General features: G+C 73.1%; 24 protein-coding genes and 2 pseudogenes. 15 read left to right on the top strand and 11 right to left on the bottom strand.

Features of this window, described 5'->3' with window-relative positions:
* Nucleotides 1–78 precede the first annotated feature (78 nt).
* Complete coding sequence (gene dnaK / locus IG78_RS0109035) at nucleotides 79–2136, top strand: molecular chaperone DnaK (protein WP_051852450.1); 2058 nt, start codon at nucleotides 79–81, stop codon at nucleotides 2134–2136.
* A gap of 25 nt (nucleotides 2137–2161) precedes the next feature.
* Here the strand turns inward: dnaK and IG78_RS0109030 are convergent, their stop codons facing one another.
* Nucleotides 2162–2995: a helix-turn-helix domain-containing protein gene (locus tag IG78_RS0109030; RefSeq protein WP_030560927.1), complete on the bottom strand. Its 834-nt coding sequence runs from the start codon at nucleotides 2993–2995 to the stop codon at nucleotides 2162–2164.
* Nucleotides 2996–3046: 51 nt separating this feature from the next.
* Here IG78_RS0109030 and IG78_RS0109025 point away from each other — a divergent pair, with 51 nt between their 5' ends.
* From IG78_RS0109025 to IG78_RS0109010, 4 genes are all read left to right on the top strand, one after another.
* The gene (locus tag IG78_RS0109025; protein WP_030560926.1) at nucleotides 3047–4144 is read left to right on the top strand and encodes an ADP-ribosylglycohydrolase family protein; all 1098 of its coding nucleotides are present in this window, start codon (nucleotides 3047–3049) and stop codon (nucleotides 4142–4144) included.
* Between the two features lie 104 nt (nucleotides 4145–4248).
* On the top strand, nucleotides 4249–4629 hold the full coding sequence (locus tag IG78_RS0109020; protein ID WP_030560924.1) for a 4a-hydroxytetrahydrobiopterin dehydratase: 381 nt from the start codon (nucleotides 4249–4251) through the stop codon (nucleotides 4627–4629).
* Between the two features lie 49 nt (nucleotides 4630–4678).
* Nucleotides 4679–5425, top strand: a complete 747-nt coding sequence (locus IG78_RS0109015; RefSeq protein WP_030560922.1) for a class I SAM-dependent methyltransferase — start codon at nucleotides 4679–4681, stop codon at nucleotides 5423–5425.
* A gap of 94 nt (nucleotides 5426–5519) precedes the next feature.
* Nucleotides 5520–6557, top strand: coding sequence for a class I SAM-dependent methyltransferase (locus IG78_RS0109010; protein WP_078964729.1), 1038 nt, complete (start codon nucleotides 5520–5522; stop codon nucleotides 6555–6557).
* Between the two features lie 21 nt (nucleotides 6558–6578).
* Here the strand turns inward: IG78_RS0109010 and IG78_RS0109005 are convergent, their stop codons facing one another.
* Together IG78_RS0109005 and IG78_RS0109000 are read right to left on the bottom strand one after the other, a co-directional pair.
* Nucleotides 6579–7280: a bleomycin resistance protein gene (locus IG78_RS0109005; protein ID WP_030560917.1), complete on the bottom strand. Its 702-nt coding sequence runs from the start codon at nucleotides 7278–7280 to the stop codon at nucleotides 6579–6581.
* 148 nt (nucleotides 7281–7428) lie between these two features.
* Entirely contained in the window at nucleotides 7429–8211 is a 783-nt protein-coding gene (locus IG78_RS0109000) for an aldo/keto reductase (RefSeq protein ID WP_051852470.1), read from the bottom strand.
* A 333-nt stretch (nucleotides 8212–8544) separates the two neighbouring features.
* On the opposite strand from IG78_RS0109000, the gene pqqA reads away from it, so the two are divergent.
* From pqqA to IG78_RS0108965, 7 genes are all read left to right on the top strand, one after another.
* Nucleotides 8545–8694 carry a pyrroloquinoline quinone precursor peptide PqqA gene (gene pqqA / locus IG78_RS47785; protein WP_107054842.1) on the top strand — a complete coding sequence of 50 codons (150 nt, stop codon included), beginning with the start codon at nucleotides 8545–8547 and terminating at the stop codon, nucleotides 8692–8694.
* Between the two features lie 9 nt (nucleotides 8695–8703).
* A complete protein-coding gene (pqqB, locus tag IG78_RS47780; protein ID WP_030560913.1) occupies nucleotides 8704–9615 on the top strand; it encodes a pyrroloquinoline quinone biosynthesis protein PqqB in 912 nt (303 codons plus the stop codon).
* Complete coding sequence (gene pqqC, locus IG78_RS47775; RefSeq protein WP_030560911.1) at nucleotides 9612–10334, top strand: pyrroloquinoline-quinone synthase PqqC; 723 nt, start codon at nucleotides 9612–9614, stop codon at nucleotides 10332–10334. Before pqqB ends, pqqC begins: the two co-directional genes overlap by 4 nt.
* The gene (gene pqqD / locus IG78_RS0108980) at nucleotides 10327–10656 is read left to right on the top strand and encodes a pyrroloquinoline quinone biosynthesis peptide chaperone PqqD (protein ID WP_078964728.1); all 330 of its coding nucleotides are present in this window, start codon (nucleotides 10327–10329) and stop codon (nucleotides 10654–10656) included. Before pqqC ends, pqqD begins: the two co-directional genes overlap by 8 nt.
* A gap of 206 nt (nucleotides 10657–10862) precedes the next feature.
* Entirely contained in the window at nucleotides 10863–12002 is a 1140-nt protein-coding gene (gene pqqE, locus IG78_RS0108975; protein ID WP_030560907.1) for a pyrroloquinoline quinone biosynthesis protein PqqE, read from the top strand.
* Nucleotides 12002–12850 carry a polysaccharide lyase family protein gene (locus tag IG78_RS0108970; RefSeq protein ID WP_030560905.1) on the top strand — a complete coding sequence of 283 codons (849 nt, stop codon included), beginning with the start codon at nucleotides 12002–12004 and terminating at the stop codon, nucleotides 12848–12850. The genes pqqE and IG78_RS0108970 overlap by 1 nt, the downstream gene beginning before the upstream one ends.
* 79 nt (nucleotides 12851–12929) lie before the next feature.
* Nucleotides 12930–14045 (top strand): PQQ-dependent sugar dehydrogenase, encoded by a 1116-nt coding sequence (locus IG78_RS0108965; protein WP_030560903.1) that lies wholly within the window; start codon nucleotides 12930–12932, stop codon nucleotides 14043–14045.
* A gap of 153 nt (nucleotides 14046–14198) precedes the next feature.
* Here the strand turns inward: IG78_RS0108965 and IG78_RS45430 are convergent.
* Nucleotides 14199–14300 (bottom strand): annotated as a pseudogene (locus tag IG78_RS45430) (ABC transporter ATP-binding protein C-terminal domain-containing protein); the annotation flags it as partial.
* Between the two features lie 84 nt (nucleotides 14301–14384).
* Between IG78_RS45430 and IG78_RS50515 the strand changes: the two are divergent.
* On the top strand, nucleotides 14385–14621 hold the full coding sequence (locus IG78_RS50515) for a hypothetical protein (protein ID WP_157855771.1): 237 nt from the start codon (nucleotides 14385–14387) through the stop codon (nucleotides 14619–14621).
* On the opposite strand, the gene IG78_RS0108955 is transcribed toward IG78_RS50515, so the two are convergent.
* On the bottom strand, nucleotides 14609–16432 hold the full coding sequence (locus IG78_RS0108955; RefSeq protein WP_030560900.1) for an AMP-dependent synthetase/ligase: 1824 nt from the start codon (nucleotides 16430–16432) through the stop codon (nucleotides 14609–14611). The genes IG78_RS50515 and IG78_RS0108955 overlap by 13 nt on opposite strands.
* A 204-nt stretch (nucleotides 16433–16636) precedes the next feature.
* Entirely contained in the window at nucleotides 16637–18133 is a 1497-nt protein-coding gene (locus tag IG78_RS0108950; protein WP_030560899.1) for an MFS transporter, read from the bottom strand.
* Nucleotides 18134–18316: 183 nt separating this feature from the next.
* Between IG78_RS0108950 and IG78_RS0108945 the strand changes: the two genes are divergently transcribed.
* Complete coding sequence (locus IG78_RS0108945) at nucleotides 18317–19300, top strand: Lrp/AsnC family transcriptional regulator (RefSeq protein WP_030560897.1); 984 nt, start codon at nucleotides 18317–18319, stop codon at nucleotides 19298–19300.
* Nucleotides 19301–19458: 158 nt separating this feature from the next.
* Here the strand turns inward: IG78_RS0108945 and IG78_RS0108940 are convergent, their stop codons facing one another.
* Complete coding sequence (locus tag IG78_RS0108940) at nucleotides 19459–20328, bottom strand: LysR substrate-binding domain-containing protein (protein WP_030560895.1); 870 nt, start codon at nucleotides 20326–20328, stop codon at nucleotides 19459–19461.
* 180 nt (nucleotides 20329–20508) lie between these two features.
* On the opposite strand from IG78_RS0108940, the gene IG78_RS0108935 reads away from it, so the two are divergent.
* Nucleotides 20509–21594, top strand: coding sequence for a bile acid:sodium symporter family protein (locus IG78_RS0108935; RefSeq protein WP_030560893.1), 1086 nt, complete (start codon nucleotides 20509–20511; stop codon nucleotides 21592–21594).
* Here IG78_RS0108935 and IG78_RS0108930 read toward each other — a convergent pair.
* The 4 genes and pseudogenes from IG78_RS0108930 to IG78_RS45425 form a co-directional block, all read right to left on the bottom strand.
* A complete protein-coding gene (locus IG78_RS0108930; RefSeq protein WP_030560891.1) occupies nucleotides 21530–22792 on the bottom strand; it encodes a DUF5005 domain-containing protein in 1263 nt (420 codons plus the stop codon). The genes IG78_RS0108935 and IG78_RS0108930 overlap by 65 nt on opposite strands.
* A 70-nt stretch (nucleotides 22793–22862) precedes the next feature.
* Nucleotides 22863–24833, bottom strand: a complete 1971-nt coding sequence (locus tag IG78_RS0108925; protein ID WP_051852469.1) for a sialidase family protein — start codon at nucleotides 24831–24833, stop codon at nucleotides 22863–22865.
* Nucleotides 24834–25158: 325 nt separating this feature from the next.
* On the bottom strand, nucleotides 25159–26028 hold the full coding sequence (fdhD, locus tag IG78_RS0108920) for a formate dehydrogenase accessory sulfurtransferase FdhD (protein WP_030560887.1): 870 nt from the start codon (nucleotides 26026–26028) through the stop codon (nucleotides 25159–25161).
* A gap of 5 nt (nucleotides 26029–26033) precedes the next feature.
* Nucleotides 26034–26159: pseudogene (locus IG78_RS45425) on the bottom strand (2Fe-2S iron-sulfur cluster-binding protein); the annotation flags it as partial.
* Between the last annotated feature and the right edge of the window lie 14 nt (nucleotides 26160–26173).

Below are 26173 nucleotides of genomic sequence, written 5' to 3'. Positions count from 1 at the left end.
CAGGCGGCATTGACAACAGGCCGCTCAAGTTTTGTGCTGGAGAGTGCAGAAGCACCGCGTCGGAAGGGGTTGTTGAACATGGCACGAGCGGTCGGTATCGATCTCGGGACGACGAACTCGGTGGTGGCGGTCCTCGAGGGCGGTGAGCCCACCGTCATCGCGAACGCGGAAGGGGCCCGCACCACTCCGTCCGTCGTCGCGTTCGCCAAGAGCGGCGACGTCCTCGTCGGCGAGGTCGCCAAGCGCCAGGCGGTCACGAACGTGGAGCGCACCGCGCGCTCCGTCAAACGCCACATGGGCGACGGCGGTTGGCGCTTCCCCGAGTCCGAGCCCGGGACCGGGGCGGGCGCCGGCGGCGCCACCGGCGCCACCGGCGCCACCGTCGACGGAGCCCGCTACACCGCGCAGGAGCTGTCCGCCCGCGTACTGCAGAAGCTGAAGCGGGACGCCGAGTCCTACCTGGGCGAGGACGTCACCGACGCGGTCATCACCGTGCCCGCGTACTTCGACGACGCCCAGCGCCAGGCCACGAAGGAGGCCGGGGAGATCGCGGGCCTGAAGGTCCTGCGGATCATCAACGAGCCGACGGCCGCCGCCCTCGCCTACGGCCTCGACAAGGGCGACGACCAGACCGTCCTGGTCTTCGACCTGGGCGGCGGCACCTTCGACGTGTCGCTCCTTGAGATGGGCGACGGCGTCATCGAGGTCAAGGCCACCAACGGCGACACCCGGCTCGGCGGCGACGACTGGGACCAGCGGATCGTCGAGCACCTCGTACGGCAGTTCAAGAACGGGCACGGCATCGACCTCGGCAAGGACAAGATGGCCGTGCAGCGGCTGCGCGAGGGCGCCGAGAAAGCGAAGATCGAGCTGTCGTCGTCCAGTGAGACCGACATCAACCTGCCCTACGTCACCGCGTCCGCGGACGGCCCCCTGCACCTGACGGAGAAGCTCACCCGGGCCCAGTTCCAGGAGTTGACCGCCGACCTCCTCGACCGCTGCAAGGGCCCCTTCCACCAGGCGGTCAAGGACGCGGGCGTGCAGCTCTCCGCGATCGACCACGTCATCCTCGTCGGCGGCTCCACGCGGATGCCCGCAGTCGGCGACCTGGTGAAGGAACTCACCGGCAGGGAACCGCACAAGGGCGTCAACCCCGACGAGGTCGTCGCCCTCGGCGCCACCCTGCAAGCCGGCGTCATCCGCGGCGACGTGAAGGACGTGCTGCTGCTCGACGTGACGCCGCTGTCGCTCGGCATCGAGACCAAGGGCGGCATCATGACCAAGCTCATCGAGCGCAACACCACCATCCCCACGCGCCGTTCGGAGACCTTCTCCACCGCCGAGGACAACCAGCCCTCGGTGGGCATCCAGGTCTTCCAGGGCGAGCGGGAGATCGCCGCGTACAACAAGAAGCTCGGCGTGTTCGACCTCACCGGGCTGCCGCCCGCGCCGCGCGGCGTACCGAAGATCGAGGTCACCTTCGACATCGACGCCAACGGCATCATGCACGTGTCGGCGAAGGACGAGGCCACGGGGCGCGAGCAGCGCATGACCGTCACCGGTGGCTCGGCGCTGCCCAAGGACGACATCGACCGCATGGTCCGGGAGGCGGAGCAGTACGCGGAGGAGGACCGCAAGCGCCGCGAGGCCGCCGAGACCCGCAACCAGGCCGAGCAGCTCCTCTACCAGACCGAGCGGTTCCTGCGCGACAACGGCGGCGACGGCGGCGACAGCGGCGACAGCGGCGACGGCGGGACACCGGCCGGAGGCGGCCGCATCCCCGCCGACCTCAGGGCCGAGGTGGAGGCGGCGGCGGCCGAGTTGAAGCCGCTGCTCGACGGCGGCGACACCGCCGCCATCCGGGCCGCCGCCGAAAAACTCGCCGCCGTCAGCCAGCGGATGGGCCAGGCGATGTACGAGTCCGCGGGGGCCGCCCAGGACAGCGGCGGCGCCGCGGACACGCCACCGCAGGAAGCGTCGGCGGGGGCGCCGGGCAGCGGTGACGACGGCGTCGTGGACGCGGAACTCGTCGACGAGGACGCCGAGGACCACGGGGGTGCCGGGGGCGCCGAAGGAGCGAAGGGCACGGAGGACGGCGGGCAGGGCGGCGGTGGCGGGCAGGGGAGCGGCCGGTAGCCGCGACCGGGTGGGTGCGTGCGGGTCACGCCCGTGACTGGAGGTACTTGACCGTCGCCGGGTCCGCGGGGAGCAGGGTCTCGACGGCCAGCTCGGCGACGGTCACGTCCATCGGCGTGTTGAACGTCGAGATCGACGAGACGAAGGAGAGCACCCGGCCCTCGTGCTCGATCCTGCACGGCAGCGCGAAGTGGTGGACCTGTCCGTCCGCGGCCGTGTCCTCGCCGGGGTCCGCCACCGGGTAGGCCGCCACCTCCTCGTGCAGCGCCCGCAGGGTGGGCGACCGGTGCAGCGCGATCTGCCGCTCCATCTGGTGCAGCAGATGCCTGCGCCACTCGCCCAGATTGCGGATCCGCGAGGCGAGACCCCGCGGGTGCAGGGTGATCCGCATGGCGTTGAGCGGCGGTTCGAGCAGGTCCTCCGGCAGGCCGTCGAGGAGCATCGCGATGCCCCGGTTCGCGGCGACCACCTGGTACGTGGCGTCGACGACCAGCGCCGGATACGGCTCGAAGCCCTGGAGGAGCTGTTCGAGGCCGGCCCGCAGCCCGTCCATCGCCGGGTCGTCGAGCGGGGTCTGCGGGAAGCGGGGCGCGTACCCGGCCGCGAGCAGCAGCGCGTTGCGCTCGCGCACCGGCACGTCGAGGCGCTCCGCCAGCTTGAGCACGAACTCCTCGCTCGGCTTGGAGCGGCCCGTCTCGACGAAACTGATGTGCCGTGCCGAGGAGTCCGCGCGCAGCGCGAGCTCCAGTTGGCTGACGCGGCGCTCCTCGCGCCAGGCGCGCAGCAGGGCGCCCACCTCGGAGGGGGCCTGCGCGGGGCTGTCTTTGCTGTTCCGGCGGACGGGCGCGACAGTGGTCATGTTCAGAAGGTAGTTCAGAGGAGGGCGCAGAAGGTGTTCGATGAGGGGTGCATGTCCAATCCGTGGGACGCGCTGTCGTGGGAGGCGGCCGTGGCCTACCGGGCCCGGGTGCGCGGCTGTCTGCTGGGCGGGGCGGTCGGTGACGCGCTCGGTTACGCGATCGAGTTCAGCTCCCTCGACGGCATCCGGGCCGTGCACGGGCCCCGCGGGGTGCGGGGGCCGCTGCCGGACGCGGCAGGTGTCTGCCGGATCAGCGACGACACCCAGATGACCCTGTTCACGGTCGAGGCACTGACGGCCGCGCACGCCCGTGAGCGCCGCCACCGTGGACAGGCCGTCGGCGGCGCGGCCCCGCGGCTCGTCCTTGAGGCGTATCTGCGCTGGCTGGACACGCAGACGAAGCCCGCGCCCGCTCCGAGCGCCGCACCCTCCGGCCATCTCGTCCCCGCGGGCCTGGGCGCGCAGGCCTGGCTGTACGCCCAGCGGGCCCCGGGCAACGCCTGCCTCAGCGGCCTCGCCCAGGCGTACGCCCCCGATCCACTGGTCGAGCTCGGCCCGCACGGCCGGGTGAACCCCGAGTCCAAGGGCTGCGGCACGGTGATGCGCTCGGCGCCCTTCGGCCTCACCCGCGCGTCCGCCGGGAGCGCCTTCGAACTCGCGGCCCGCTGCGCGCAGATCACCCACGGCCATCCGACGGGCTACTACGCGGCGGGCGCCCTCGCCGCGATCGTCACGCACCTCGTCGCGGGCGACTCCCTGGAGGGCGCGGTCCTGCGCACCCTGCGGCTGCTCGCCCGGTACGCCGGGCACGAGGAGACGTCCGCCGCGCTGAGCGCCGCCGTCGACCTCGCCGCGGCCGGCGAGCCGACCGCCGAGCGGGTGGAGTCCCTCGGCGCGGGCTGGATCGCCGAGGAGGCCCTCGCCATCGGCGTGTACGCGGCCCTTGCCGCACCGGACACCGAGGAGGCACTCCTCCTCGCCGTGAACCACTCGGGCGACAGCGACTCCACGGGATCCGTCTGCGGCAACCTCCTCGGCGCCCTGCACGGCGACCACGAACTGCCGCGCGAGTGGGTGCGGTTGACGGAGGGACGCGAGGTGATCGCCGCGGTGGCGGACGATCTGGCGGGGGAGTGCGGCGGGCGCTGACGCGGAGTGTTCGCCGGGCGACGGCGATAAGTGGGCTCCTCGGTACGCGGCTGCTGTGGCACGCTGACAGCCCACCCCCCATAGAGGCAGACAGGAGCGCGGCCATGCCTGGAGAACCGCTGTCGCAGAAGGAGATCGAGGACCGGCTCGCCGAACTTCCCGGCTGGACGCTCACCACGGACGGCACGGGCGGCACGGGCACCGCGGACGGCACGGGCACGGGCACCGCGGCCGCGGCGGGCGGTGCCGCCGCCCCGAAGCTGACCCGCACCTACCGCCTGGCCTCGCACTTCGCCGCGACCGCTGTCGTCGTCCACATCGCCCAGGTGCAGGAGGAGCTCCAGCACCACTCCGAGCTGACCCTCGGCTACGACACCGTCCGTCTGGCCGTGTCCACCCACAGCGCGGGCGGCGCCCTCACCGACCTGGACTTCGCACTGGCCGGTGCCGTCGAGGTCCTTGCGGCGGGGCACGGGGCGCTGTGACGCACGGCGTGGTCACGGCCCGCCCGTGGCGGCGCGGAGCGGGGGCCTGATGCTCGACTACGGCAAGGAAGCCATCCGGTACGACGCGTCGCGCGGCGGTGAACCGCGTGCTGTCGCCGCCGCCGACGCGGTGCTCTCGCTGCTGCCCCCGGGCACCGCCTCGCTGCTCGACGTCGCCTGCGGCACCGGCCTCGTCACCCGGCGGTTCGCCGCCCGGCGGGGACTGCGGGTGACGGGCGTCGACGCGGCGTACGGCATGGCGCGGATGGCGGTCGACCGGGTGCCCGGCGCCGTCGTCATCGGGGACAGCAGGCAACTGCCGTTCCCCGACGGCACCTTCGACGCCGCGTCGGCGGTGTGGCTGCTGCACCTGCTGCCGGACCCCGACGAGGCGTCGGCCGTCGTCGGGGAGTGCGCGCGGGTGCTGCGGCCCGGCGGGGTCTTCGTCACCACCGTTGACAAGGCCACCTCGCACGACGTGGGCAGCGACGTCGACGCGGCGCTCGCGGGCCGCCCGATCCGCAGGGCCGTGGACGCCGCGGTCCGCGTCGGACAGTACGCGGCCGCGCACGGCCTCACCCCCGCGGGCCGCGCCCGCTTCCGCGGCCACGGCCAGGGCCGCAGCCCGCGCGGCACCGTCGCCGACGTGTACCGGGGCTGGTTCACGGGCATCCCGCCCGACAGCGCGTCCGCCGGGCGGTACGCGGCGCGCCTCGCGGCACTCCCGGACCAGGACGTCCCGCGCCCCGACCCGGAGTTCACGCTGCACGCCTTCCGCAAGCCACCGCACGCCTGAGGCGACCTCTTCCGCCGAGGCGACGCCTTTTGCCGAAACGGCAACGCGGCTGGCTGAAAGCGGGGACGCGGAGGCACGCTGGCAGCGTTCCCAGATGAGAATCCGAGAGGCGGCGACGATGACGGTGACAGGGCACGGGCCAGGCAGCGGCGACGGTGGCGGCGAGGGAGTGACCCACGGCGACGGGGGCGGTCACGGGCACGGCGGCGGCCACAGCCACGGGAGCCACGGGAGCCACGGGCACGGTGACATCGACTGGGCCGTCATGGCCCCCGTACTGGAGCAGAACGCGGAGGTCACGGCCCCCGTCTACCGGGAGGTGGCGGCCTGGCTGCGCGACGTCCGCACGGTGCACGGCGGCGAGGGCGCGGCGGAGCCGGGCGGTGACCCGGCGCTGATCGTCGACGCGGGCAGTGGCCCCGGCGTGGTGTCCTGTCTGCTCGCCGAGGCCTTCCCCGCGTCCCGGGTGATCGCGGCGGACCCCGAGGAGGCGCTGCTCGCCCGCGCGGCCGCCCGCGCGACCCGCCTCGGCCTCGCCGGGCGCGTCGGCACGCACCGCGCGGAACTCCCCGACGGACTCGGTGAGCTGGCGCCCGCCGACCTCATCTGGGCGGCACGCTCCGTGCACCACGTGGGCGACCAGGTGGCCGCTCTCACGGCGCTCGCGGACCGCCTCGCGCCCGGCGGTGTGCTCGCGATCCTCGAAGGCGGCCTGGCTCCGCGCAGCCTGCCGCGCGACTTCGGCGTCGGCCGCCCCGGGTTGCAGGCCCGCCTGGACGCCGCCAACGAGCAGTGGTTCGCACGGATGCGGGCGGAGCTGCCGGGCGCCAAGGAGACGACGGAGCACTGGCCCGCGCTGCTCACGGCGGCCGGTCTGCGGCACGTGGCGACGCGCAGCTTCCTGCTCGACCTGCCCGCGCCCCTCGACGACGCGGCCCGCGCCCATGTCGTCGCCACGTTCGAGCGCTACCGTGACCTCGTCGCCGCCACCGACACCACCGCGGCCCTCGCCCCCGAGGACCTCGCCACCCTGGACCGCCTCCTCGACCCGCGGGACGAGGAGAGCCTGCACCGCCGCGCCGACCTGTACCTCCTCACGGCCCACACGGTCCACGTGGCGACGACCCCCTGACGCGGCCACCACCCGCCGGCGCTACCCTCGCAACTCCTCGAGCCGCACCAGCGCGTCCCGCGCCACCTCCCGCTCCTCCTCCGTGAGCGCGATGCCCGCGGCCCGGTCGAGGAACCGGGCAGCGAGGGCGTCGTCGCCGAGGCGCTGGGCGATGTCCCCGCGCAGCACGAGCAGCCGCACGTGCTGCGCGGGGGTGGGGTGTTCGTCCTCCAGACCGAGAGCGCGGTCGATGACCTTCGCGGCGCCCGGCAGGTCCTCCTTGGAGTCCACGAAGAGGTCCGCGAAGTGCAGAGCCCGCGCGAAGGTCTCCTTCGGAGCGGTCCTGTGCTCCTGGTTGTCGCTGATCGGCTGCCCGATGCGGATGCTGTTCCCGCCCGGGTCGGTCATGAGGAACTGCCGTACCCCGTACGACATGTCCTTCAGCGGCCCGATGCGCGGCAGCCCCCGGCGCGGGATCTTCCCGTACGCCTGCTTCAGCCCCGCCCGGAAGTCGGCGTACAGCGTCTCCACGTCGTCCGTGAGGACGTAGCAGCCCGAGAAGGACCCGGCGGGGTCGTACTCCTTCATCCCGAAGAACTGCAGTTCCACGGTGCCGCGTTCGACGACGGCGTACGCGTACGGACTCTTCTGGAGGTACGTGGTCTCGAACCCGAGCGCGGTGTAGAAGTCGACGACCGGCTGGACGGTCCGGCAGGGCAACAAGGGGATGGTTTTCTCAGCCATGCCGCCATTCTAGTCAAAGTTGAATAGCTCCCGCTGTCGAATGAGTCGAACGAGTCGAACGAGGGTGATCGCAGGCCGCCGAAAAGACCGACCGGCCCGTGCCGGCCCCCGTGGGGGCCCGCGCGGGCCGGTCGTCGAGCGGGCGGGACTACATGTCCGCGGGATCGTCCCCGAGGCGCCGGTCCTCGTTCAGTGCGCTGATAGCCGCCATGTCCTCCGGGTCGAGCCCGAAGCCGAAGACGTCGATGTTCTCCTTGATGCGCGACGGGGTCACCGACTTGGGGATGACCACGTTCCCGAGCTGGAGGTGCCAGCGCAGCACGATCTGCGCGGGCGTGCGCCCGTGCTTCTGGGCGATGGCGACGATCGCCGGGACCTCCAGGAGGCCCTTGCCCTGGCCGAGCGGCGACCAGGCCTCCGTGGCGATGCCCTGCTGCGCGTGGTACTCACGCGAGGCGCGCTGCTGGAGGTGGGGGTGCAGCTCGATCTGGTTCACCGCGGGGATGACGGACGTGGCGTCGATGAGGCGCTCCAGGTGTTCCGGCAGGAAGTTGGAGACACCGATCGACTTGGCGCGACCGTCGGCGAGGATCTTCTCGAAGGCCTTGTACGTGTCGATGTACCTGTCCTCGGACGGCACCGGCCAGTGGATCAGGTACAGATCCACGTAGTCCAGGCCCAGCTTGGCGAGCGAGGCGTCGAACGCGCGCAGGGTCGAGTCGTACCCCTGCTCGGTGTTCCAGAGCTTCGTCGTGACGAACAGCTCTTCGCGGGCGACGCCGGAGCCCGCGATGCCCTTGCCGGTGCCCTCTTCGTTCTCGTAGACGGCCGCGGTGTCGATGCTGCGGTACCCGGACTCCAGGGCCGTCGCCACGGCCCGCTCCGCCTCGTCGTCCGGCACCTGCCACACGCCGAAGCCGAGCTGCGGCATCTCGATGCCGTTGTTCAGGATGATCGGGGGGACCTTGCTCACGAGCTCTCGATCCTTATACGTCGTCGGGTGGTACGTCCATGGTCAACGATCGGACGCGAAGACGCATTCCTGGCGTGGCGTTCCCGCTGCGGGGCCCTCGGAGAATGGCTGGATATAGCTCCGACGTTATCGGTCCGAACCATTGACCGCGTCCCGGCATGGCGCAACTCTGTTGCACGTCACTGAACACAGGCCACCTATGTGAACAGCCTGCGCATCCCGCGCATCCGTGTGGCACTTCGTCCCAGTGGCTCCTGAACCCCCACTTTTTCAGGAAGGCAGGACACGCACATGAACACTCAGGAGAAGGAGACCCCGGAGGCCGTCCCCGTCGGCTCCGCGGCCCCGGAAGGTGCCTCCGGTACGGGCTGGCAGTCGCCCGGGTACACGGTCGTCGAGACCTCGCTCGAGGTCACGGCCTACCGCCTCGCCGACCGGTAGACCGGCCCCATGCTGCTGCAGGTGCTCGGCACCGCGGCGGGCGGCGGGCTCCCCCAGTGGAACTGCGCGTGTCCCGGCTGTGCCGGGGCACGCGCCCACCCCGAACGCCGCCGCCGGCACGCGTCCCTCGCCCTTCGCGCGGACCAGGACCGCTGGTACGTCGTCAACGCCACCCCCGACATCGGCGAGCAGATCGAAGGGTGCCCCGACCTCCTGCCGCCCTCGGGACCCGCGGCCGACACCCGCCGCTCCCCGCTCGCGGGCGTCGTCCTCACGGACGCCGAACTCGACCACACCCTCGGCCTCGCCCGACTGCGCGAGGCCCGCGACGGCTTCGACGTGCTCGCGACCGCCCCGGTGGCCGCCGCCGTCCGGGACCACCTCGGCCTCGGCGCCGTGCTCGGCCCCTACACGAAGGTGCGCTGGCGCGCGCTCACCGGCGCGGCGCAGGAACTGGACGACGGCTCGACGGTAACGGTGTCCGCCGTTCCGGTTTCGGCCAAACGGCCCCGCTACGCCGTCGGCACCGGCCCCGACGCGCCCACCTGGTCCGTCGCCCTGCGCCTGCACGACACCGGCAGCGGCCGCACCGTCCTGTACGCCCCGGCGCTCGCCGCCTGGACCGACGCCTTCGAAGCGGCCGCGCGCGAAGCCGACGTCCTGTTCGTCGACGGCACCTTCTGGGACGACGAGGAACCCCGGCGGTCAGGTGTCAGCACGCGCACGGCCACCGGCATGGGCCATCTGCCCGTCACGGGCCCCGGCGGCACCGCCGACCGCCTCGCCCGGCTTCCCGGGCGGTGCCTCTACACCCACCTGAACAACACCAACCCGCTCGGCGACCCGCGCGCCGAGCAGCACGAGCAGCTCGCCGAGCGGGGGCTCGAAGTCGCACGGGACCGGATGGTGATCGAGCTGTGAGCACGACCGTCGACACCACCGCGGCCCCAGGGGCCCCCTGGACCCCCGACGAGCTCACCGAGCGGCTGCGCGCGGTCTCCGCCGAGCGCTACCACGACCGCCACCCCTTCAACGTACGCATGCACGAAGGCACCCTGACCCGTGCCGAGCTGCGCCGCTGGATCGCCAACCGCTTCCACTACCAGCGCCACATCCCCGTCAAGGACGCCCTGATCCTCGCCAAGTTCGACGATCCCGCGCTGCGCCGCAGTTGGTCGCGGCGGATCAGGGACCACGACGGGGAACGGCCCGGCGAGGGCGGCATCGAGCGCTGGCTGCGGCTCGGCGAGGCGGCGGGCATCGCGCGCGAGGAGCTTCTCGACACCTCCCGGGTGCTGCCCGGGGTACGGCTCGCCGTGGACGGATACGTCAACTTCTGCCGGCTGCGGCCCGCGCTCGACGCCGTCGCGGCCTCCCTCACCGAACTGTCCGCGCCTGACCTGATGCGGACCCGCATCGCCGCGTTCGAGCGGCACTACCCGTGGATCGACGCCGAGGGCCTCACCTACTTCCGGGGCCGGGTCGGCCAGGGCGGCAGGGACGGGCAGGAGGCTCTCGCGCTGGTGCGGGCGTGGGCCCGTACCCGGGAGGAGCAGGGGCGGGCCGTGGCGGCGCTCGCCTTCAAGTGCGATGTGCTGTGGTCGCTCCTCGACGCCGTGGCCGGGGGCGGCCATGCGTGAGACGGCGCCGCGGGACCGCGGCACGGTGGCTGCCGCCCGGGACGCGGCGCCGGGCGACCGTGTGCCCCCCGAGTGGCGGCCGGTGCGCGCCCGCTCGGTGGTCTTCCGGCACGACCGGGTGCGTGGCGTCGACCTGTTGCTGCTGCCGGAGCGGGTCGTGGTGCTGCGCGGGGCGGCCGGCAGCATCGTGGCACTGTGCGACGGCGAGCGCGACGTGACCGCCATCGTCGCGGAACTCGCGCGCCGCCACCCGGAGGCACCCGTGGACGCGGAAGTCCCGGCGTTCCTGGACCGGTTGCGCGAGGAGGGGTGGCTACGGTGACCGGGCTGCCGCCGGTGGCCGGACCGCCCCGCGTGACCGAGCTGCCGCCGGTGGCCGGGCCGCCGCCCGTGACTGAGCCGCCGCCCGTGGCCGGGCCGCCGCCCGTGACTGAGCCGCCGCCCGTGGCCGGGCCGCCGCCCGTGACTGAGCCGCCGCTCGTGACCGAGCCACCCCGTACAGCCGCCCCCGAGCTCGCACCCCCCGGCCTGACCACGCCGCCGGAGCCGGAGCCGCCCTGGGCGCTGCTCGCCGAGCTGACCCATGGCTGCCCGCTGCGCTGCGCGTACTGCTCCAACCCGATCGAACTGAACAGTCGGTCAGCGGAGCTGACGGGGGACGAGTGGGCGGACGTGCTGCGGCAGGCCGCCGGTCTCGGAGTCGTGCAGACGCATCTGTCGGGCGGCGAGCCGCTGTTGCGCCGGGATCTGGAGCGGATCGTGGCGGCCGCGGACGAGGTGGGCGTCCACACCCAGCTCGTCACCAGCGGTGTCGGGCTGCACGAGGCGCGGCTCGCCGGGCTCGTCGAGGCGGGGCTGCGCAGCGTCCAGTTGTCCGTGCAGCACCCCGACCCCGACCGCGCGGCTCTCATCGCGGGTGCCCGCGCGAGCAGGGCGAAGGAGCGCGCCGCCCGGCTCGTCCGCGAGGCGGGACTGCCGCTCGGCCTGAACGCCGTACTGCACCGCGCCAACCTCGACGCCCTCGACGCCCTGGTGGACCTCGGCCTGGCCTGGGGCGCCGACCGGATCGAGCTGGCCAACACCCAGTTCTACGGCTGGGCCCTGCGCAACCGCGACGCGCTGCTCCCCGACCCGGAACAGGTGGCCCGCGCCCGGCGCACCCTGGAACGCCGACGGGCCGAACTCGCCGGGCGGATGGAGCTCGTCTGGGTCGCGCCGGACTACGTCGACGCCACCGCCAAGCCGTGCATGGGCGGTTGGGGCGCGATCTCCCTGACCGTGACCCCCGACGGCACGGCGCTGCCCTGCCCGGCCGCCGCCGAACTCCTCGGCGCCGACGCCCCGAACGTACGCGAGCAGCCGCTCGGCCGGATCTGGCGGTCCTCACCCGCGTTCACCCGCTACCGCGGCGAGGACTGGATGCGCGAGCCCTGCCGCTCCTGCGAGCTGCGGTCCGTCGACTTCGGCGGCTGCCGCTGCCAGGCCTTCGCCCTGACGGGCGACGCGGCCCGCACGGACCCCGTCTGCCACCGCTCGCCCGACCACGGCCTGGTGCGCGAGCTCGTCGAGGCCGCCCGCGACCCGGCACCGGCAGGCGCCTACGTCTACCGCGGCCCAGCACCCTCCGATCGGACACGAGCGCCCCAGAAAGCAGAGGTGAGCGAGTGATGACGCCCTCCCGAAGGACCGTGCTCGCCGCGGCACTGGGCACCGGCGCGTCCGCGGCGGTGACGGCCGCCGGGCTGCCCGTCGCGGCGGCGTCGACACCGGGAGCTCCGGGCACGGCCGCCGCCCCGGCGGGACCGGCGCCCCCGGCCGCCCCCGCCGCCTGGCAGCTCCGCTGGTCCCCGTCCGCCCGCGACGTCGGCCTGCGTGCCTTCGAGACGCTGGAGGACGACCGCGCCCACTCCCACCCGTCGGCGGGCCCGCACATCACCACGGACGGCGACAACTTCCGCTTCACCATGCACACCGTCGACCGCGACACCCACGAAGACCGGCAGCGCCAGGAGGTCACCGGCTGCCGCACCGGCGACTCCTTCCTGAAGTGGCACAAGGGCCAGACCTGGCGGATCACCTACCGCATGTTCCTGCCGAGCTCGCTGCGGGCTACGACGAGCTTCACGCACATCATGCAGATGAAGCAGCCGGGCCCCGGCACCTCTCCGCTCGTGGTGCAGTCGCTGCGCCGGGTCGACGGCAGACAGACGATCGAGCTGAAGGTCTTCGGCGGGGACATCCTGGTCGGCCGCACCGACCTGGAGCCGCTGCACGACACCTGGACCGACGTCGACTTCCGGATCAAGATCGGTGACGGCTCCTCGGGGTCCGTGCGCTGGATCCTCAAGAGCGGCGGAGCGACCGTCGTCGACAAGTCACGCACGGGCGTGGACACCTTCCTCGCCGACCGCGTACGGCCCAAATGGGGCATCTACCGCTCCCTCGGCGACACCTCGGGCTCCCTGAAGAACACGTACCTGCTCCTCACGGCCCTGCGCGGCTACCAACTCGGCTGAGCGCAGCCCGGTGAGCCCACCGAGGCGGTGGCTCACCGGGCGGGCCGACACCCCCCACCCGGAACACCCGGAGGTACTCATGCACGGCTCCAAGCGAAGCACGCGCCCGGCCCGAAGGACGGCTGTCGCCGTGACCGCCGCGCTGGCGGCGGGACTCGTGGCGTACGTCCCGTCGGCGTCCGGAGCGGCGGCTGCCCCGCCCGCCCCCGCCGGTGAGCCCACCGACATCACGACGATATCGACCGGCTGGACCATTCCCTGGGGCACCGCCTGGCTGCCCGACGGCAAGTCCGCCCTCGTCACCGAGCGCGACGGCTTCGGGGTCTCGTCGGTCGCCGCCGACGGCTCGGCGAAGAAGCTGGTCGGCAAGGTGCCCGAGTCCCAGACCACGGGCGGCGAAGGCGGCCTGATGGGTGTCGCCGTCGACCCCCAGTGGGCCGACAACCACCACGTGTACTTCATGCACACCGCGGCCGAAGGCAACCGCATCGCGCGCATGACGTACGACGGTTCGTCCCTCAGCGGCTACACGGTCCTGCTCAAGGGCATCAAGAAGGCCAGGTACCACAACGGCGGCCGCCTCGCCTTCGGCCCCGACGGATACCTCTACGCCACCACCGGCGACGCCCAGGACCGCCCCCTCGCACAGGACAGGAACTCCCTGAACGGCAAGATCCTGCGCATGACGAAGGACGGGAAGCCCGCCCCCGGCAACCCCTTCGGCAACCACGTGTACAGCCTCGGCCACCGCAATCCCCAAGGCATCGCCTTCGACCCGCAGGGCCGCCTGTGGGAGGCCGAGCTCGGCGACGCCACCCGCGACGAGCTGAACATCATCAAGCCCGGCAGGAACTACGGCTGGCCCACCTGCGAGGGCACTTGCAACGTCGCGGGGATGACCAACCCGAAGACCACCTGGGGCGTGGCACAGGCCTCCCCGAGCGGTGTGGCCGTGGTGGACGGCGCGGTCTACATGGCGGCCCTCAAGGGGCAGCGCCTGTGGCGCATCCCGATCAACGCCGACAATGAGAACGTCGGCACGCCCAAGGCGTTCTACGTCGGGCAGTACGGCAGGCTGCGCGCCGTGACCGCCGTGCCCGGCGCCGACGCGCTGTGGCTGTCGACGACCAACGCGGACAACCCCGGCGGGCAGCCGGACGGCGTGGACAAGATCTTCCGCGTGAACATCGGATAACCGCCGGGGCGAACCACCTGGCCACGGCGGAGACCGTGCCCGCCCGCGCGCTCCGGGGTTCCCGAGCCGGTGGAGCCAGGGGGTGTCCCGGGCGGTCCTGTCGTCCGCCGGTGGGCCGCCGGGCCGTTGGGGCGGCCCGGCGGTGGAGCCGAGGTACGCGTCGCGCACGCGCGTGTCGGCGCGTACCTCGGTCGCCGTGCCTTCGGCGAGCACCCGCCCGCGGTCGAGCACGACGACCCGCGCGCACAGCTCCATCAAGGCCGCTCAGGACGAGGCCCAGCAGGTCCGACACCGGCGGCGGCCCTCAGCGGAAGGGGATCGGTTCGTAGCAGGTGAAGGGTGACGCCACCCCTCGCCCGCTGCTCTCCTGATGTCCTCCTTGAACCGCCGCACGTCCGCGCTGTGGTGCTCGAACAACTGGAACGTCAGCAGCACATGCACCCCGTCCAGTGCCTCGCGCGTCGCGCTCTTGGCGAGCAGGCCCGGGTCGTAGTCCCGCTCGGCACCGAGGTCGCGGGCACCACCGACTTCGCGTACGTCACCTCGAAACCGGCGGCGCCGCCTCAGCCCTGGTAGAGCGCGTCCACCTCGGCCGCGTAGGCCTGCTCGATGGCCTTCCGCTTGAGTTTCAGGGACGGCGTGAGCAGCCCGTGCTCCTCGGTGAACCGGTGGGCCAGTATCCGGAAGGTGCGGATCGACTCGGCCTGGGAGACCAGGGTGTTCGCGGCGACCACGGCGCGGCGCACCTCGGTCTCCAGGTCGGGGTCGTGGACGAGTTCGCGCGCCCCCATCGGTGGCTTGTTGCGCATCGTGAGCCAGTGCTCGACGGCCTCCGCGTCCAGGGTGACGAGCGCGGCGATGTAGGGCCGGTCGTTGCCGACCACGATGCACTGCGCGACCAGCGGATGGTCCCGCACCCGCTCCTCCAGTTGCACGGGCGAGACGCTCTTGCCGCCGGAGGTCACCAGGATCTCCTTCTTGCGCCCGGTGATGGTGAGATAGCCGTCCTCGTCCAGGGAGCCCAGGTCGCCGGTGGCGAGCCAGCCGTCCAGGAGGGTGGCGTCGGTCGCCTTGGGGTCGTTGAGGTAGCCCTGGAAGACATGGTCGCCGCGCAGCCACACCTCGCCGTCCTCGGCGATGCGCACGGTGGTGCCGGGAATGGCTTGGCCGACGGTGCCGTAGCGGGTGCGCTCGGGCGGGTTGGCGGTCGCGGCGGCGCTCGACTCCGTCAGACCGTACCCCTCGAAGATCGTCACGCCCGCCCCCGCGAAGAACAGGCCGAGCCTGCGGTCCATGGCGGAGCCGCCGGACATCGCGTGCCGCACCCGGCCGCCCATGGCCTCGCGGACCTTGGCGTAGACGAGCTTGTCGAAGACCTGGTGCTGCATGCGCAGGGCCGTGGAGGGGCCGGGCCCGGTGCCGAAGGCCTTGGCCTCCATGGCGTCGGCGTAGCGCACCGCGGCTTCCACGGCCTTGTCGAAAGGACCCGTCCTGCCGTCCCGCTCGGCCTTGCGGCGGGCCGCGTTGAACACCTTCTCGAAGATGTACGGCACGGCGAGCACGAACGTCGGCCGGAACGCCGCGAGGTCGGGGATCAGGGCGGCGGCGTTGAGGCTCGGCTGGTGGCCGAACTTCACCCGGGCCCGCACTGCCGCGATCTGCACCATCCGGCCGAAGACATGCGCGAGCGGCAGGAACAGCAGGGTCGATGGCTCGTCGCCGCGCCGGGAGCGGAACACCGGCTCCCAGCGCTCGACGAGCGTGTCCACCTCGAACATGAAGTTCGCGTGGCTGAGCACACAGCCCTTGGGGCGCCCCGTGGTGCCCGAGGTGTAGATGACGGTGGCGACGGAGTCCGGCGTCACCGCGCGGCGGTGCCGGTGCACCACCTCGTCGTCCAGGTCGCGCCCGGCCCGGGCGAGCTCACCCACCGCGTCGGCGTCGAGCTGCCACAGGCGCCGCAGGTGCGGCAGTTGGTCGACGACCGAGCCGATCGTCATCGCGTGGTCCTCGTGCTCGACCATCGCCGCCGTCACCTGCGCGTCGTGCAGCATCCAGAGGACCTGGTCCGCCGACGACGTCGGATACACGGGCACGACCTGCGCGCCCACGGTCCACAGGGCGAAGTCGAACAGCGTCCACTCGTAGCGGGTGCGGCTCATGATGGCGACGCGGTCGCCGAACCGGACGCCCTGGGCGAGCAGTCCCTTGGCGAGCGCCAGGACCTGGTCGCGGAACTCGGCGGAGGTCACGTCCTGCCAGACACCGTCGTGCTTGCGGCCGAGGACGACCCGGACCGGGTCCTCGACGGCATGGTCGAACACGACGTCGGCAAGGCCGCCCACCCGTGGCGCCGACGCCATGGGAGGGTTCGTGAACTCGCGCAATGGTGCTCCTTGTGGCGCTCCGCACAGCGCGGGTGACGGTACCCCACCCCGGTCCCGTCCGGGAGGGGGGTGGGAAGCCCCCTTACGGGGACGATCGTCACAGGTCAGCGGTCTAAATGCGGCCACAAGGGTAAGGGACGGACACATTACTGACGGCTGAGTAAGTTTCGGTGCCGTGATCTCCACCGAATCTGTACGCGGCGGTCACCCCTGGAGTTGCTTCTCGGCGGCCCGTCCCGCGGGCGCCGAGGGTGTCTGACCTGCGACGGGCGCCGATTTGGTCCGGACCATCAAGAGGACGGCGAGGCCCGCCGCGAGCCCCACCGCGCCGGCCGTGAGCGAGGCCCCGTTGAGCCCGGCCGCGAACGCCTCCCGCACGTCGTGCCCGGACACCGTGCCCCGCAGCGCGGCCGCCCCGCCCCCGGCCGCGGTGTGCGCCGCGTCATGGCCGATCGCGTCCTGCATCCGCGAGGTCAGGACCGTACCGAACCCGGCGACACCGAGGGCGTAGCCGAGCTGCCTGAAGGCGTTCACCGCGCCGCCCGCCATGCCCGCGTTCTCGTGCGGCACCGCGGCGAGGGCCGCGCCCGCGAGCCCCGGCGAGACAAGGCCCGTACCGATACCCGCGAGCGTCAGGCCCGGTATCACCGCGGTCCACGACGACCCGGCGTCGAGTACCGCCGTCGCCAGGCAGCCCGCGCCGATCAGGAGCAGACCGATCCCGATGACGTACCGCGCGGAGACGCCGTGCAGCAGCCGCCCGCCGACCGCCGCCACCACGAACGCCGTCGCCGCCAGCGGAAGCAGCACCAGGCTGCCGCGCACCGGGCTCATCCCGAGCACCGTCTGGAGCCAGATCGAGAAGTACGGGATCACGCCGAAGGCCGCCGCGTTGTAGCCGATCGCGCCGAGCAGCACGCCCGTGAACGCGGGCTTGCGCAGCAGCCGCAGATCGAGGAGCGGATGCGCGGCGCGCCGTTCGACGACCACGAAGGCGAGCAGCGCGAGCGCCGCCACCGCGAGCGTCACACCGGTGCGCGCCGAGGTCCAGCCCACGGTCGACGCCCGCACCCCCGCATACGTCAGCGCCCCCGCGAACAGGGCGAACGTCACCGTGCCCGCCCAGTCCACGCGCCGCGCCGCAGGCCCCTTGGACTCCGGCACCACCCGCAGCGTCAGCCACACCGAGACCACGCTCACCGGCAGATTCACGAAGAAGATCCACCGCCAGCCGGGACCGGCGGTGAGCAGCCCGCCGACGATCGGCCCGAGTGCCGCCGCGCCGCCGCTGACCGCGCCCCACACGCCGAGCGCGGTCGAGCGCCGCCTGCCCTGGTAGGCGGCGCCGAGCAGCGGCAGCGTCGTCGCGAACATCGCGGCCGCGCCGAGGCCCTGGACGGCGCGCGCCGCCACCAGGACCTCCGCGTTCGACGCGAGCCCGCAGCCGAGGGACGCGAGCGCGAACACCACCGTGCCCGCCACCTGCGTCCGCCGCCGCCCGAGGACGTCGGCGGCGGCGCCGACGCCGAGCAGCAGCGCGGCGAGCGCCAGCGCGTAGCCGTCGATGACCCACTGCAGATCGCTCAGCGACGCGTCGAGGGCGCGCGCCATGTCGGGCAGCGCCACCACCACGATCGTCACGTCCAGCAGCAGCATGAAAGTGCCCAGGCACACCGCGGTCAGCGGCCCCCATGTACGCATGCTCGTTCTCCTTCTCCGGCCTCGCAGAGACCTCGTCGAGTGCTTCGTCGAGGGCTCGTCGGTTGTTTCGTCGGATGCTTCGTCGGGTTTTCGTTCGACGTCGTACGATCCGTCGGGGGCGGACGATCGCGGTGGCTGTCGGGCCACTACCGTCCGAATCCGACATCGGAAGGGCGGCTCGCGATGGAAAACCACACCCACGGCCCGGGGGACGACCTCGATCTGAAGCTGCTCCAGGCCCTGGAGACCGACGGGCGCGCCTCCTTCAGCAGGCTCGGCGCGGTGCTCGGTGTGTCCGACCAGACCATCGCCCGCCGCTACCGGCGGCTCACCGCCGAAGGGGGTCTGCGCGTGGTGGGTATGCGCAACGCCGAGCGCCTGGGCCGCGACCACTGGATGCTGCGGCTGCGCTGTGCGCCCGACGGCGCCACGACCATCGCGAACGCGCTCGCCCGCCGCCCGGACACCTTCTGGGTGGGGCTGACGTCCGGCGGCACCGAAGTGGTCTGCCTGACCCGGCCCCGTACCCCCGGCGACCACGAGGACCTGCTCCTCGGCAAGCTGCCGCGAACCCCGAGCATCGTCGAGATCCGCGCCCACCAGCTCCTGCACACCTTCTTCGGCGGGCCGCGCGGCTGGCTCGGCAAGCTGGCGCCGCTGACCGGGGAGCAGCGTGCGGCCCTGACCCCGGACACCCCGCGGCCGGGGGCGGGCCCGGCCCGGATCACGCCGCGGGACGAGCCCCTCGTGGCCGCCCTCGAAGCGGACGGCCGCGCCACCTACCCGCAGCTCCAGCGCGCCACCGGCCTTTCCGAGTCCTCCGTGAAGCGGCGGCTCGGGGCGCTGCTCGCCTCGGGGGCGGTCTTCGTCGACATCGAGTACACGCCCGAGATGCTCGGGTACCGCAGCGCCGCCGTCCTGTGGATCACGACCGCGCCGGGCGCGCTGCACTCCGTGGGGCAGGCGCTCGCCGAGCACTTCGAGATCGCCTTCGCCGCGGCTACCGCGGGGCCGTCCAACCTTGTCGCGACGGCCGTCGCTGCGGACACCTCAGGGCTGTACGCCTACATCAGCGGGAAGCTGGGGCACCTCGACGGGGTCCAGCACGTGGAGACCGCGCCGTTCCTGCGCCGGGTGAAGCAGTTGACGTACCGGCCCCGGCGCTGACGGGACGCCGACGGTGCCCCGTAAGGGGCGCGGGGAACTGCGCGACCAGCCACGAAGAAGCCGCAGCCGCGTCTGCACAGTTGCTCAGCAGACGCGTCTGCGGCTCTTCGCGCGCTGAGCGCGCAGTTCCCCGCGCCCCTGGCAGGGCCCCCGGCCCGTCACCCCCGGCCGCGCTGCAAGCGATCCCCACCGGTGAGGATCGCCGCCGCGAGGGCGTCGGAGGCGCCCCGTGCCGCCGTATCGCGGTCGCCGTGCCGCAGTACGAAGTCCACCGAGCCGAGCTCGGGGAGTCCCGCCCGGTCCGGGAGCCGTTCAAGGCCCTGGGGGATCAGGCCACGGGAGTGCGCCATCACGCCGAGCCCCGCACGGGCCGCCGCCACCAGGCCGTTCAGGCTGCCGCTCGTGCAGGCGACGCGCCAGGGGCGCCCCTCGCGGTCCAGGGCCTCCATGGCCACCGCGCGGGTGATGCCCGGCGGCGGGTACACGATGAGCGGCACCGGCAGTTCGGGGTCCAGGCGCAGTTGGGGCGCGCCGATCCACACCAGGTCGTCGCGCCAGACCAGTTCGCCGCGCGGATCCTTCGGGCGCCGCTTGGCGAGGACCAGGTCGAGCTTGCCCGCGTCGAGACGCTCGTGCAGCGTGCCGGACAGTTCGACGGTCAGCTCCAGGTCCACCTCGGGGTGGCCGCGGCGGAAGGACTGAAGGATGTCGGTGAGCCGGGTCAGGACGAAGTCCTCGGAGGCGCCGAAGCGAAGGCGGCCGCCCGGGCGCGCCCCGGTGAAGTACGCCGCGGCCTGCTCGTGCACCTCCAGGATGCGGCGGGCGAAACCGAGCATCGCCTCGCCCGCCTCCGTCAGCTCCACCCGGTGCGTGTCACGGGCGAACAGCGGGCGGCCCGTCGCGTCCTCCAGGCGGCGCACGTGCTGGCTCACCGTCGACTGGCGCAGTCCGAGACGCCGCGCGGCCTGCGTGAAACTCAGCGTCTGGGCCACCGCGAGAAAGGTGCGGAGCTGTGCGGGGTCGTACACACCCGCCAGGTTATCGCGGAACGTGATGACAGTCAGAGCGGTGTACGGGATTCCCGATCGCGCCCGGAAGGAGGAGCATGGAGAGGGCACGTATCGTCCCGGCCCCGTACCGGCCCGGCCCGCGGGGCACCCCGTACCGGCTCGACCGCCGGACACCGCACTTCGAGCGCATGGAGCACTGTGAAACGCCCGTCCTGGCCGTCCTGGATGCCGATCGACCCCTATATAGCGGCGCTGCTCGGCACCGTGGGCCTCGCCGCGCTGCTGCCCGCCAGGGACACCGCGGCGGATGTGGCGTCCGGGGCCTCGACCACGGCGGTCGCGCTCCTGTTCTTCCTCTACGGGGCGCGGCTCTCCACCCGGGAGGCGCTCGAAGGACTGCGGCACTGGCGGCTCCACCTCGCCGTGCTGCTCTGCACGTTCACGCTCTTCCCGCTGCTCGGCCTCGCCGCCGAGGGACTCGTGCCGTACGTCCTGACGCCCGCGCTCTACAGCGGCTTCCTGTTCCTGACCCTGGTGCCCTCGACGATCCAGTCGTCGATCGCCTTCACGTCCATGGCGCGCGGCAACGTCCCCGCGGCGATCTGCGCCGGTTCGTTCTCCTCCCTGGCAGGCATCGTGCTCACCCCGCTGCTCGCGGCCGGGCTGCTCGGTCACAGCGCGGGCGGGTTCTCCGCGGACTCGCTCCTGAAGATCGTGCTGCAACTGCTCGTGCCGTTCCTCGCCGGGCAGTTCCTGCGCCGGTGGGTCGGCCCCTTCGTCGCGCGCCACAAGAGGGTGCTCGGCCTCGTCGACCGGGGCTCGATCCTGCTCGTCGTCTACACCGCGTTCAGCCAGGGCATGGTGCAGGGCATCTGGCACCAGGTCAGCCCGGCGCGGCTCGGGGCGCTGCTCGGCGTCGAGGCGGTGCTGCTCACCGTGATGCTGACACTGACCTGGTACGGCGCGAAGTGGCTCGGGTTCGGGCGCGCGGACCGGGTGGCCATCCAGTTCGCGGGGTCGAAGAAGTCCCTCGCCGCGGGACTGCCCATGGCCAGCGTCCTGTTCGGGGCCGAGGCCTCGCTCGCCGTGCTGCCCCTGATGCTGTTCCACCAGATGCAGCTCATGGTCGGCGCGGTCATCGCCAAGCGCCGCTCCCGCGAACCGGCGGCGCTCGGGACGGCCGATGAGGAGCCCGGCGCGACGGCCGCGGCGGGGCCGGTCAGCCCTCCCGCTCGAACCGCAGCGACACGAACCGCGGCCGGTACAGCTCGACGTTCCGGTTGATGTTCGCCTGCGCGTTCGCGGCGGCCGGGTCCAGCCAGTTCACGTCGTAGCTCACCACCAGCCGCCCCGGGCGGCTGACGGCCGGGTGCGCCTGCGGGTTGTAGGGTGCCGCGGCGGCCGTGCCCGACGGGTCGTTCGCGCCGGCGCCGCCCGCGGCGTCCTTCGGCAGCGGCGGCGCGAAGGCCTCGGCGGGTCCGTGCCAGGGCCCGGTGGGGGAGCAGGACCAGTAGGACGTGACCTGCGCCAGGCCCTCGGTGCCCGCGGCCATGGTGAGCAGGACGTACGTCCCGCCGGTGCGGACCACGGTGAAGGCGCTGCCCACGCCCTTGCGGTCGCCGTTGCCGAGCACCGGGCGGGGCTTGCCCGTACGGGTGAAGTCGGAGCCGTTCCAGTACTCCCAGGCGGCGGGGTCCGCGAGGCCCCCGCGCGGGACGCGGGCGACGTAGGCGTGCGAGGTGGGGCGGGCGTTGGCCTGGGCGTCGGTGCCGCCGAAGACGTAGGTCCACTCGCCCTCGTCGGCGGTCGTCGTGCCGTAGAGGACGCGCTGCTCGGGGTCGGCGACACCGCGCTGGTCCGAGATCTGCGTGATGCCCTCGACGCGCAGGTCGGGCAGCGTGAGCGTGGCGACCTCGGTGGCGGCGGGCACGCCGTAGATCCACGGCCCGGTGCCCGTGGCCCGGGTCCACAGCAGCACCCGCAGCACGTCCTCGTCGCCGCCCGGCGTCCGCGGCTCGACCTTCGCGGCGACCGGCCAGCGCCACTGCCCCGGCGCCGGGTCGGCGAACAGCGGGGTGGGCAGCGTGCGCTCCAGGGCCCCCGAACGGTCCATCACCACGCCGGAGTTGCGCACCATCGGCGCGCTGCCGTCCCGCCACGCGTGCGGCTGACCCTGCGGGTTGGGCGGCGCGTGCACCCGGCCGAGGAAGGTGTCGGAGAACAGCCACAGGACCCGTCCGTCCGGCAGCCGCACCGAGTGCGTGCCGTCGCCGCCCGTCCAGTCGTCGCTGCGGGCGCCGTCGTCGCCGTACGCGCCGAACGCGCCGGTGAGCCGCGCGTCCGCGGTCGCGGTCCGCACGGTGGTCGCCGCGCACGCCGGACCGCTCTCCCGGTCGTCCTCGCCGTCGGGGAGAGCGGTCAGGAACACGGCCGCGCAGGCCAGGGCGAGCAGCAGGACGATCACGGTCCCGCGCACGCCCAGGCCGCCCGGCGGCCCGCCCGGGGTGGACGGGTCCGTGTGAGGCTGTGTGGCTGCGGACACGCCCGGGACGCTAGTTGCCCGCGCGCACCCGGTCCATGGGCAGTCGGGTGACGGTGTCCCACGTCACAGCGGACGACGGTCCGCGGCCGGAGCCGAGGCGCTCCACCTCGCCGTCCGACAGGGCCCGTCCGAACACCGCGACGTCGTCGATGGCGCCGTCGAAGTGGGCCCGGCTGTCCATGCGCTGCCCGATGTGCACGCCGAACGGCGAGTTGCGGCTGACGCTGCCCGGGATGTCGTCCCGCGACAGCGGGGTGCCGTCGAGGAACAGCGTGAGCCTGCCGTCGCCGCGGCGCAGCGCGAGATGGTGCCACCGGTCGTCGTTGTGCGCCCCGGCGGTGTCGAGCGACACCGTGCGTGGCGGGCTTCCGCCGTCCCGGGTGGTGATCAGGCCCCGCACGCGGTCGTTGGCCGGTTCGGCGCGCAGCCACACCTGCGGCTGGCTGTTGCCGACGCCGCCCATCCACAGCAGCGGCTGCTCGCCCTCCCGCGCCGAGTACCGGAACCACAGCGACGCCGTGAAGTCCTTCGTACCGAGCGGCAGCCGGGAGCTGTAGGGCAGCCGCACCGCGTCGTCCTGGCCGTCGAAGGCCATCGCCCGGCCGCCGAAGACGCCGTCCGTGGTGTTCGCGCCGCCGAGCACCGCGGCGTCCCTGGCACCGCGCGCCCGGTCGTCGGTCCGGGGGTCGGGTCCGCGGCGCGGCTTCAGCCAGTCCTGAGTGAATCGCGCGAACCGGATCTCGTCGCGGGCGTCGACCGTGCCGCCCTCGTACAGCAGGCCCGCCCGCTCCTCGTCGACCGCCACCATGTCGGAGTAGCCGGACCAGTCGGTGGTGACGACGGTGCCGCGGTCGACGCTGTCCCAGGTGCGGCCGCCGTCGTAGGAGGAGCGGATCATCATGGTCCTGCGGCGGTCGGGGTCGCCGGGGCAGGCGAGCAGGAGCCGGTCGCCGAACGGCAGCGTCGAGCCCTGCACCTGGGGTGTGTACAGGTCGGGGGCGGCCGAGAAGGGGGCGGTGAAGCTCTCGCCGCCGTCACGGCTTACGGCGTGGTCGCGATGGCCGAGGTCGGTGCCGTCCTGCTCGCGTCCGCTCACATAGACCGAGCCGTCACGGCGCTCGGTGAGCGTCATCTCCGAGGGCTTCTGCCGGAACGTGCCCTCGCGTGCGGAGATCGGGTACGTGTCCGTCGCGCCGATCCGCCAGTTGGCGCCGCCGTCGTCGCTGATGGCGAGCGCCGCGTGGTTCTCGGTGACCCGGCTGCCGTTCCACGTCTCGGCGTTGACCGTGAAGACCAGGCGCCCCTTGTGCCGGCCCTTGGTCAACTGGATGCCGTGCACGGGTCCGGTGGCGTACCAGGAGTTCCAGCTCTCGGGCAGGATCTCCTCGCTCAGGTCCCGGGGCGTCGACCAGCTCTCGCCGTCGTTGTCGCTGTACTGCAGATAGGGCGTGCGCTCGCACGGCACCTCGCAGTTCTTGCCGTCGGTGCGGCCCGGGTTGTAGGTCTCCGCGAGGAGGATGCGGCCCGTCCTGCGGTCGACGACCGGCGCGGGGTTGCCGTGCGTGTCGCCACCGCCCTCGTTGATGACCCGCATCGGGCCCCAGGTGCGGCCGCCGTCCTCGCTGCGCTTGAGGACCAGGTCGATGTCACCGGCGTCGCTGCAGTCGTTGACGCGTCCTTCGGCGAAGGCGAGCAGCGTGCCCTTCACCGTCTTCACGATCGCTGGTATCCGGAAGCACGAGTAGCCGGGATCCTGGGAAGCCTTGAACAGGACCTGCTGGTCGAACGGAGCCCTCTGCGCCTCACCCGCCGCCCGGGCCGTGGAGCCGAGCGCCGGTGGCAGCGCCAGGGCGGCGAGGGCGGCGGCGGTCAGGGCCGCGAGGGAGCGCGGCCGGGGGGCGGTGCGTGCCCGGAGTGCGGCGGGGGGCCACAGCCGGGGGGAGTGCGGCGATCTGAGGCGTACACGGAGTCTCGACGGCATCGTGTGGCCCTTCATGTCGACCGGACATTCGGACATCCCACGTCCAACGTGCGCGTCACCGAAGCTACTTGGGGGCCTTGGAGCAACACAAGAAGCGTGCGCGTAACGGAATCCCGGCCGGGGCCGGGCGCGGACCTGCCCAGATTAGGGGATAAGTAGGATTTGTCCGGTGTTGACGCGCGGCACGATTGCCCTGTGTGCGGACGGCCGGGAGGGAGCGGGGTCGGGGAACGGAGGCAGGTGGGGCGGCGCACAGGCCCGGCCGGCGCAGGGGGCGCTCCCCGCCGGGCCGGGGCCCCGTCGCCGTGCCGCGGCGGGAGCGCCGTCAGGTCCGGGCGGCCGCGGTCCGCAGGGCCACGCGGTGCTCGCCCGCGTACACGTTCATGGAGGACCCGCGCAGGAACCCGATCAGGGTCAGACCGGTCTCGGCGGCGAGGTCGACGGCCAGGGACGAGGGCGCGGAGACCGCGGCGAGCACCGGGATGCCCGCCATCACGGCCTTCTGCGCCAGCTCGAAGGAGGCGCGCCCCGACACCATCAGGACGGTGCGGGCCAGCGGCAGCCTGCCGTCCTGCAGCGCCCGCCCGACGATCTTGTCCACGGCGTTGTGGCGGCCCACGTCCTCACGGATGTCGATGAGATCGCCGTCCTCGGTGAACAGCGCGGCCGCGTGCAGCCCCCCGGTTCGGTCGAAGACCCGCTGGCCCGCCCGCAGTTGGTCGGGGAGGCGGGCGAGCAGCTCGGGCGTCAGCAGGACCGGGGGAGTGCCGGGCGCGCCGCCGCACGTGTCGTCGATGGGGTTGCGGGCGGTGGTGCGGACCGCGTCCAGGCTGGCCTTGCCGCACAGGCCGCAGGACGACGTCGTGTAGACGTTGCGCTCCAGGGTGATGTCCGGGACGGCGACACCGGGGGCGGTGGTCACGTCCACCACGTTGTACGTGTTGGAGCCGTCCGCGGTCGCCCCCGCGCAGTAGACGATGTTCCGCAGCTCGTCCGCGTCGCCGAGCACGCCCTCGCTGACGAGGAAACCGGCGGCCAGGGCGAAGTCGTCGCCGGGGGTGCGCATGGTGATCGCCAGCGGCTTGCCGTTGAGCCGGATCTCCAGCGGTTCCTCGGCGACGAGGGTGTCCGCCCGCTCGCTGACCGCGCCGTCGCGGATGCGGATGACCCGGCGGCGCTCCGTGACTCGTCCCATGTCGATCAGTCCCGGTTCTGTACGTGCTGGTAGCCGAAGCGGCCCTGGAAGCAGAGGTTGCCGTGGGCCACCGGGCTTTCGTGCGGCGAGGTGACCTTGACGATGTCATTGTCCTGCACGTGCGGAGTGACGGCGGTCGGGGTGC

Source organism: Streptomyces aureocirculatus, assembly GCF_000720475.1.
Classification (GTDB): domain Bacteria; phylum Actinomycetota; class Actinomycetes; order Streptomycetales; family Streptomycetaceae; genus Streptomyces; species Streptomyces aureocirculatus.
This window is presented reverse-complemented; position numbering and strand designations above follow the sequence as displayed.